The following is a 7,919-nucleotide window of genomic DNA, read 5'->3' as shown; positions in this document are numbered from 1 at the left end:
CATATTACTTACTTAAATGATGAATGTTTTCTTATTTAGGTTTAGGAGGAGAAACAAATGTCTAACTCTAAGGCTTACGGAGATGCTGCTATTGATAATGGCGCTGCGGGCCTGAATACCAACTTACAAACCTCAGCTTGGAAAGACCTTATGGCCCTTATAAAAATAGGGATTGTAAATTCCAACCTTATAACTACTTTTACAGGTTTATGGTTAGCACTACATTTTACAGGGCAAAGCTTTCTAAATAATTTAGATATTGTCTTTTTTACAGTAGTTGGTTCTTCGTTAATCATTGCTGGGTCCTGTGCGATCAATAATTATGTTGATCGAGATATTGACCATTTAATGGAAAGAACGAAAGCGCGACCAACTGTAACAGGGAAAATAGGGCCGGTAAAAGTTCTATCATTAGGTATTTTACTTATTGGACTGGGAACACTGTCTTTATTCTTTACTACGATGACTGCAACAGTAATTGGACTGCTTGGAGTTTTTAGCTATGTTTTCCTCTATACTCTGTGGTCGAAAAGGCAATTGGTTTCCAATACAATTATCGGGAGCATTTCAGGCGCCGTACCTCCGCTTATTGGGTGGGCAGCTGTTGATGCAAATCTTGATATAATGGCATGGTCATTGTTTGTGTTAATGTTTGTTTGGCAGCCACCGCATTTTTATGCATTGGCGATGAGAAGAGTTAAAGAATATAAAGCTGCTGGTATCCCAATGCTACCGGTAGTGAAGGGGTTTAAAACCACCAAAATTCACATCGTACTCTGGGTTGCTGCACTTCAACCGATTCCGTTTTTTCTAACCAAGTTAGGAATCCCATTTCTAGTACTTGCTATCCTATTAAATATCGGGTGGCTGGCATTAGGGATTTATGGATATAGAATCAAAGATGACATAAAGTGGGCAAAACTAATGTTTGTTTACTCTTTGCAATACTTAACTATTATTTTTGTAGCAATGGTTATCGTTACATTGATTTAGTTTTGCAATTGATTGTTTCTAGATGAAATTGAAGGAAACAGTCATCCTACATACTTCTTTGATCCACCAATTGTTTTATAATTTATTAGTGAAAGAGGGGTTTGATTAAGCTATGAAAAGGCTTGCAAAATGGCGTTTGATTTCGTTATTTTCGATTTTAGCGCTTGTACTCTCCGGATGTGGCGAACCGTACCTTTCCACGTTAAAGCCTGCCGGTGAAGTTGCGAAAACGCAATATGATTTAATGAAGTTAAGTACTTTAATCATGGTTGGGGTTATTATTATTGTTGCGATCATTTTCATTTTGATCTTGGTTCGTTTTAAACGAAAGGATGACAGAATCCCAAAACAAGTAGAAGGAAGTCACAAATTAGAAATTATTTGGACTGTTGTGCCGATTCTTTTACTATTGATTCTTGCCGTTCCGACTGTAGCTGCAACCTTTAAACTTGCAGATGTATCACCAATGGACAAGAAAAATACAAAAGCGCTTGTTATTAATGTGCGTTCTCATTTATACTGGTGGGATTTCGAATATCCTGGACAGAAGATTGTAACAAGTCAGGATTTAGTTGTACCTACGAATGAAAAAGTGTACTTTAATTTAAAGTCTACCGATGTTAAACATTCATTTTGGATTCCAGCTGTTGGAGGAAAACTTGATACCAACACTGAAAATATTAATAAATTCTGGTTAGAGTTTGATGATAAACAAGCAAACGAAGCCGGAAATCTATTCTATGGGAAATGTGCAGAACTTTGTGGACCATCCCATGCATTGATGGACTTTAAAGTAAAAGCAATCAGCAGGGACAAATTTGATGCTTGGGTTACTTCGATGCAGAATGTGAAAGAACCAGCTAAAGCCCAAGGCACTGTTGCTGCACAGGGTCAAGAAATTTTTAATCAAAGCTGTATCGGTTGTCATGCTGTAACACCATCAAATAAAATGCCTGAAACAGCACGTCTTGCACCAAATTTATCAGATTTTGGTAATCGCTCTCGTGTTGCAGGTGTTTTAGATCATAATAAAGAAGAGTTAAAAAATTGGATCCGTAACCCGGAAACATACAAACCAGGTAACATGATGACAGGTAAATACCCTGAAATGTCTGAAGAACAGCTTAATGCCTTATCAGAATATTTAATGGGATTAAAGGTTCAGGAATAAAAGGGGAATTGGTTGAAAGGGAGGTAAAATTGTGAGTACCTATGCTCAAAAAAAGGGATTTGGGGCAACTTTATGGGACTTTTTAACAACTGTTGACCATAAAAAAATCGCCATCCTATATCTCATTGCAGGTGGATTTTTCTTCTTAGTGGGCGGATTAGAGGCAATATTTATCCGCATCCAACTTGCAGTACCAAATAATGATTTTGTAAGTGCCGGATTATTTAATGAAATTATAACAATGCACGGAACAACAATGATTTTCCTTGCTGCAATGCCACTTGTATTTGCATTTATGAATGCAGTAATGCCATTACAAATTGGAGCACGCGACGTTGCGTTTCCATTTGTAAATGCTTTAGGATTTTGGTTATTTTTCTTTGGAGGAATATTTCTAAATCTATCATGGTTCTTAGGTGGTGCTCCCGATGCAGGTTGGACATCTTACGCGTCACTTGCACTTCACTCAAAAGGACATGGTGTAGACTTTTATATCTTAGGTTTACAGATCTCTGGTATCGGAACCTTAATTGGTGGTATTAACTTCCTTGTTACCATTATTAACATGCGTGCTCCTGGTATGACGTATATGAGAATGCCTTTGTTTACTTGGACTACATTTGTTACTTCAGCACTGATTTTGTTCGCATTTCCTCCATTAACAGTTGGTTTAGTTCTAATGATGTTCGACCGATTGTTTGGTGCGAATTTCTTTGATGTTACTTTAGGTGGTAATACCGTTATTTGGGAACATCTTTTCTGGATTTTTGGTCACCCAGAAGTATATATTTTAATACTTCCGGCATTCGGGATTTTCTCGGAGATCTTCCCAATTTTCTCAAGAAAACGTTTATTTGGTTATTCCTCCATGGTTTTTGCAACTGTATTAATTGGTTTCTTAGGCTTCATGGTATGGGCTCACCATATGTTTACAACAGGGTTAGGACCTGTAGCTAATGCCATTTTCGCAGTAGCAACTATGGCAATTGGTGTACCGACAGGAATTAAAATATTTAACTGGCTGTTAACAATGTGGGGAGGAAGTGTAAAATTTACCACTCCTATGCATTGGGCAATGGCATTTATTCCATCATTTCTTGCTGGTGGGGTAACAGGGGTAATGCTTGCCTCCGCAGCAGCAGACTATCAATACCATGATACTTATTTCGTTGTTGCGCACTTTCATTACGTTATTGTTGGTGGTGTAGTATTTGCAGTCTTTGCAGGCACACATCTTTATTGGCCAAAAATGTTTGGAACAATGTTGAATGAAGCTTTAGGTAAAATTACTTTCTGGTTGTTCTTTATCGGGTTCCATTTAACATTCTTTATTCAACATTTCTTAGGTTTATGGGGAATGCCGCGACGTGTATTCACATACCTTCCTGGTCAAGGATTTGACAGTGCCAACATGGTTAGTTCTATAGGAGCTGCGTTTATGGGCTTAGGTGTTATTGTAATGTTATATAACATCATTATCACTTCTGTGAAAAATGTTAAAGTTGGTAATGATCCATGGGGAGATGGAAGAACACTAGAATGGGCAATCCCTTCACCACCACCGTTCTATAACTTTAAGCAACTTCCACTTGTTCGTGGGTTGGATGCTTATTGGTTAGAAAAAATGGATGGTAAAAAAGGAATGACTCCGGCTGAGCCGCTTGGTGACATTCATATGCCAAATTCTTCTTTCTTACCGTTTATGATGGCTCTAGGATTATTCATTGCTGCCTTTGGTGCAATGTACCATGTCAATGATAAAGCTTGGGCTTTACCAGTAATGATCATTGGATTATTAGTAACTTTTGGCTCCATGTTCTTACGTTCAGTAAAAGATGATCATGGATTCCATATTCACAAAGAGGACTTAATGGATGATGATGATAAGGGGGTTAAGGCATAATGCACGCTGATGAAAAATTTACTTATGAAACATGGCCTGCTGCGCCGGAAAAATCAACCCTTGAATCAAAAAATAAATTTTTAGGTTTTTGGTTTTTCCTAGGGGGAGAGACAGTTCTTTTTGCTTCCCTCTTTGCCACATACCTTGCATTAAAGGATAAAGTTCCAAGTTCAAGTCATCCTTTAGCAAAGGATTTATTTGAATTACCGTTAACATTTGTTGCGACAATGCTTCTGTTAACCAGCTCGTTAACAAGTGTGTACGCCATGTATCATATGAAGAACTTTGCCTTCAAAAAAATGATGGTCTGGCTTGGTCTTACAGCTCTGTTAGGTGCAGGGTTCTTAGGACTAGAGGTTTACGAGTTTACCCATTATGTCCATGAAGGGCATACATTTACAAGCAGTGCTTTCGGATCTGCCTTCTATACACTAGTTGGTTTCCACGGGGGCCACGTTGCTTTTGGTTTACTTTGGTGTTTAACATTAATGTTTAGAAATTCTAAACGTGGTTTAGACCTTTACAACGCGCCAAAATTCTATGTGTTTAGTTTATACTGGCATTTTATCGATGTTGTTTGGGTATTCATCTTTACAGTAGTATATTTAATGGGAATGGTGGGATAAACTGATGGCTAATCAACAATTAAATTCAGGTAACCCAAGAGTCGACATTGAATATCGTCGCAGGAAAAATGCAGAAGAAATGAGATATCAGTTAGTTTCTTTTGCCTTAATGATTTTCTTAACATTAATTGCTTTTGCAGCTGTATATATTAAAGGGTTTACTTCATGGTTTACTGTACCGTTTATTATTCTATTAGCAGTTGTTCAAGTTATTTTCCAACTATATTATTTCATGCATATGAGCCATAAAGGGCATGAAGCTCCATCACTCTTTTTATACTCAGGTGTGTTGGTTGGAGCTATAACTATACTTGCCTTTTCAACAATTATTTGGTGGTAATATGTTCAAAAAAAGAAAATCGGCTAAGGCCGATTTTCTTTTTTAAGAGCAAAATTATGGAAGGTTACATTTCTTTGCTTATCGTTTTGACCAAGGGTATAATATAGTCAATAATTCTTTTAATTCAAAAAGAGGTGATTTGGGTGCTTACTTTAGATATCTTTGGTTTTAAAGCACTTTGGAGCCCGTACTTTTTATTAATTTTACTTCTATTTACTGCAGGTTATTTTGTTCTTACTACAAAATATAGAAACTGGTTTCCGGATAGTGAGCCATTAACAAAAACACAAGGTTCTTTGTTTCTATTATCGATCATCTTACTTTATGCCATTAAGGGATCACCTGTCGATTTATTAGCTCATCTTATGTTTTGGGTCCATATGATTCAAATGGCTGCTCTGGTATTGGTGGTACCACCTATTTTAATAATAAGTATACCAAATTGGGTTTGGAGAAAATTATTCAGTATCAGCGCTATCGGTTCCGTCTTTAAGGTATTAACAAAGCCACTTATTGCACTGATTGTTTTTAATGGATTATTTTCTTTTTATCATGTTCCAATTATTTTTGATCACGTCATGCAAAATGGTTGGCTGCATGCTATTTATTCTATCCTATTATTTGTTGTTGCAACTTTCATGTGGTGGCCTTTACTTAATCAATTGCCAGAACATGAGACATTAAGTGGACTAAAAAAGGTTGGTTATATTTTTGCAGATGGTATTCTGTTAACACCAGCTTGTGCCTTAATTATCTTTGCAGATACACCAATGTATGCGACCTATTCTGATCCTCAAGTATGGGGGCAAGTAATGAGTTTATGTGTCGGTTCTGCTAACTTTGATAGCTTGAATTTAAGTGGTCCCGAGCTTTTTAGTTCAATGTCATTACTTCATGATCAGCAGCTTGGCGGCGTATTAATGAAAATTATTCAGGAAATCATATATGGAGTCATCCTTGGACATGTTTTCTTTGAATGGTATCGAAAAGATCAAGCTGATACTGAACAAGAAATGAAGCAGCAGCTAAATCCTTTGCTCATAAAATAATCTCCCATACTCTTGGGAGATTTTTTTACTAATGAGAGGATATTTCATGATTATCCGTTGAATTGTTTGTGTAGTTGAACTACTATTATTGTAGAATAAAAGAAAAGAGAGGACATGGAATGAATTCCTTACCCATTTTACCTACGATCAGTACTTCATTTATTGTATTAAGTGCTATTACCGTTGCCATTGGATGGTGGCAAATAGCACAAAGGAAGATTGAATCTCACAAAAAAACCATGTTTTTGGCTGCTATTTTTGCTGTGATATTTTTTATCATTTATGCTTCCCGGACAATCTTTATTGGAAACACGTCGTTCGGTGGGCCAGAAAATATTAAAATTTATTACACCATATTTTTAATCTTTCATATAACACTTGCCACAACTGGAGCTGGGTTCGGTATTGCCTCAATCTTGACCGGACACAAAAACAAACTTTCTATCCATCGTAAACTTGGCCCGATTACTAGTCTCATTTGGTTTTTCACTGCGATTACAGGAGTTGCTGTTTACCTACTGCTTTATGTATTTTATCAAGGCGGTGAGACAACTTCGATGATTAAAGCAATTCTAGGACTGTAAAATAAAAAAGACGCATGAGTACATGCGTCTTTTTTGCTCTTATAGGGCGAATTTACTTACTTCAGCCTTGACGGCTTCAAGAATCTTTTTACACTGATTCACAAGTGAGGTAGGGAAGTTTTCTCCTTCGCCATATTCAACACCATGTGGATAATAGTGTTTGCCTAAAAGCGGGGTCATTAATTGAATGGTTGCTCTATCTGCACCAATGTCACCTTCTACCGCATGGCCGCGGACACGCAGGTAAAATACCCCTTCTTTTAACTCAAACTTGCGGTCATATGTAACACGTTCGTAGTCCCATTGCCCCTCGCGAACTAAACCGTGATCTAACATAACTTCATCTAAACGGTTTAAGTCAGCCTTTAACTTCTCAATCTCAGTATTCTCGAATTTCATAATTAATCCCTCCTAAAAACAATACCATTACCCCAAAGTTTCTTTTATCAGTAAAGCAATTATAATTCAATTTTAATAATAGTTGAAAATCAATCAACTTGCAATGAATAGATTCAGGCGAATAAAACATTATTGGTTGGAAAACCTAGAATAAAGATAAGAGGAAATAATTATACCATGGGGGTAAGAAAATGGAAAATATCAGGGATATTATGACTAGCGAAGTTGAAAGTTGTACTTTATTGGATAATGTATATGAAGTGGCCTTGAAAATGAAAGAGTTAAATGTTGGTGCTATTCCAATTGTCGACCAGGATAAGCTTGTGGGAATGATAACAGACCGTGATATTGTGGTAAGAGGTGTTGCAGAAAAACATCCTGGTTCTACCAAGGTAGAAGATATTATGAGTAACAAACTCATTACCATTACACCTGATTCTACAAGCAAGGAAGCGGCAAAATTAATGGCTGAACATCAAATACGCCGATTGCCTGTGGTAGAAGGAGATAAATTAGTTGGAATTGTTTCATTAGGTGATTTCGCCATCCGAGAATTAACTGATGATCAGGCAAAAGTGGCCTTAACCGAAATATCTGAACAAAACTTTAATAGTGCACAACACTAAGAATTATTATATAAATAAAATAGTCCGTTCATAATTAAACAGGTACTCAGTGTACCTGTTTTCTTTTAATCAGTTCATTTATCTGATATTTATCATAATGACTATTATTATTCAAGTCATAGATGATATAATAATTTTATCTATACATAAAATGATAGAAAAAGTTCCAGAGAGGGTGAAAGCCTCTGCGCATACTGTCAAAAATTTTAATCCTTTCAGCGGTTTTTT

General features: G+C 36.6%; 9 protein-coding genes. 8 read left to right on the top strand and 1 reads right to left on the bottom strand.

What is annotated here, in order from left to right; translation table 11 throughout:
• Window positions 1-57 precede the first annotated feature (57 nt).
• From cyoE to V7659_RS16845, 7 genes are all read left to right on the top strand, one after another.
• Window positions 58-993: a heme o synthase gene (cyoE, locus tag V7659_RS16875; RefSeq protein ID WP_335540975.1), complete on the top strand. Its 936-nt coding sequence runs from the start codon at window positions 58-60 to the stop codon at window positions 991-993.
• A gap of 112 nt (window positions 994-1,105) precedes the next feature.
• Window positions 1,106-2,164: a cytochrome c oxidase subunit II gene (gene coxB / locus V7659_RS16870; protein WP_335540974.1), complete on the top strand. Its 1,059-nt coding sequence runs from the start codon at window positions 1,106-1,108 to the stop codon at window positions 2,162-2,164.
• 31 nt (window positions 2,165-2,195) lie between these two features.
• On the top strand, window positions 2,196-4,067 hold the full coding sequence (ctaD, locus tag V7659_RS16865) for a cytochrome c oxidase subunit I (RefSeq protein WP_335540973.1): 1,872 nt from the start codon (window positions 2,196-2,198) through the stop codon (window positions 4,065-4,067).
• Complete coding sequence (locus tag V7659_RS16860; RefSeq protein WP_026566335.1) at window positions 4,067-4,693, top strand: cytochrome (ubi)quinol oxidase subunit III; 627 nt, start codon at window positions 4,067-4,069, stop codon at window positions 4,691-4,693. The genes ctaD and V7659_RS16860 overlap by 1 nt, the downstream gene beginning before the upstream one ends.
• A gap of 4 nt (window positions 4,694-4,697) precedes the next feature.
• On the top strand, window positions 4,698-5,033 hold the full coding sequence (ctaF, locus tag V7659_RS16855; RefSeq protein WP_026566336.1) for a cytochrome c oxidase subunit IVB: 336 nt from the start codon (window positions 4,698-4,700) through the stop codon (window positions 5,031-5,033).
• A 143-nt stretch (window positions 5,034-5,176) separates the two neighbouring features.
• Window positions 5,177-6,082, top strand: coding sequence for a cytochrome c oxidase assembly factor CtaG (gene ctaG / locus V7659_RS16850; protein WP_335540972.1), 906 nt, complete (start codon window positions 5,177-5,179; stop codon window positions 6,080-6,082).
• A 119-nt stretch (window positions 6,083-6,201) separates the two neighbouring features.
• Window positions 6,202-6,666 carry a DUF420 domain-containing protein gene (locus tag V7659_RS16845; protein ID WP_335540971.1) on the top strand — a complete coding sequence of 155 codons (465 nt, stop codon included), beginning with the start codon at window positions 6,202-6,204 and terminating at the stop codon, window positions 6,664-6,666.
• Between the two features lie 39 nt (window positions 6,667-6,705).
• Here V7659_RS16845 and V7659_RS16840 read toward each other — a convergent pair whose 3' ends face one another.
• On the bottom strand, window positions 6,706-7,065 hold the full coding sequence (locus V7659_RS16840) for a YugN family protein (protein WP_144548805.1): 360 nt from the start codon (window positions 7,063-7,065) through the stop codon (window positions 6,706-6,708).
• Between the two features lie 191 nt (window positions 7,066-7,256).
• Between V7659_RS16840 and V7659_RS16835 the strand changes: the two genes are divergently transcribed.
• Window positions 7,257-7,691, top strand: coding sequence for a CBS domain-containing protein (locus tag V7659_RS16835; protein ID WP_335540970.1), 435 nt, complete (start codon window positions 7,257-7,259; stop codon window positions 7,689-7,691).
• Window positions 7,692-7,919 lie beyond the last annotated feature (228 nt).

Source organism: Neobacillus drentensis, assembly GCF_036966985.1.
Taxonomy (GTDB): domain Bacteria; phylum Bacillota; class Bacilli; order Bacillales; family Cytobacillaceae; genus Neobacillus; species Neobacillus drentensis_E.
The sequence above is the reverse complement of the archived record's forward strand: the minus strand, read 5'-3'. Positions and strand labels throughout refer to the sequence as shown.

Excerpts from the sequence above, each read along its gene's own strand:
- coxB (WP_335540974.1), top strand. The coding sequence starts at position 1,106 with ATGAAAAGGCTTGCAAAATGGCGTTTGATTTCGTTATTTTCGATTTTA.
- V7659_RS16840 (WP_144548805.1), bottom strand. The coding sequence starts at position 7,065 with ATGAAATTCGAGAATACTGAGATTGAGAAGTTAAAGGCTGACTTAAAC.
- cyoE (WP_335540975.1), top strand. The coding sequence starts at position 58 with ATGTCTAACTCTAAGGCTTACGGAGATGCTGCTATTGATAATGGCGCT.
- V7659_RS16835 (WP_335540970.1), top strand. The coding sequence starts at position 7,257 with ATGGAAAATATCAGGGATATTATGACTAGCGAAGTTGAAAGTTGTACT.
- ctaF (WP_026566336.1), top strand. The coding sequence starts at position 4,698 with ATGGCTAATCAACAATTAAATTCAGGTAACCCAAGAGTCGACATTGAA.
- V7659_RS16845 (WP_335540971.1), top strand. The coding sequence starts at position 6,202 with ATGAATTCCTTACCCATTTTACCTACGATCAGTACTTCATTTATTGTA.
- V7659_RS16860 (WP_026566335.1), top strand. The coding sequence starts at position 4,067 with ATGCACGCTGATGAAAAATTTACTTATGAAACATGGCCTGCTGCGCCG.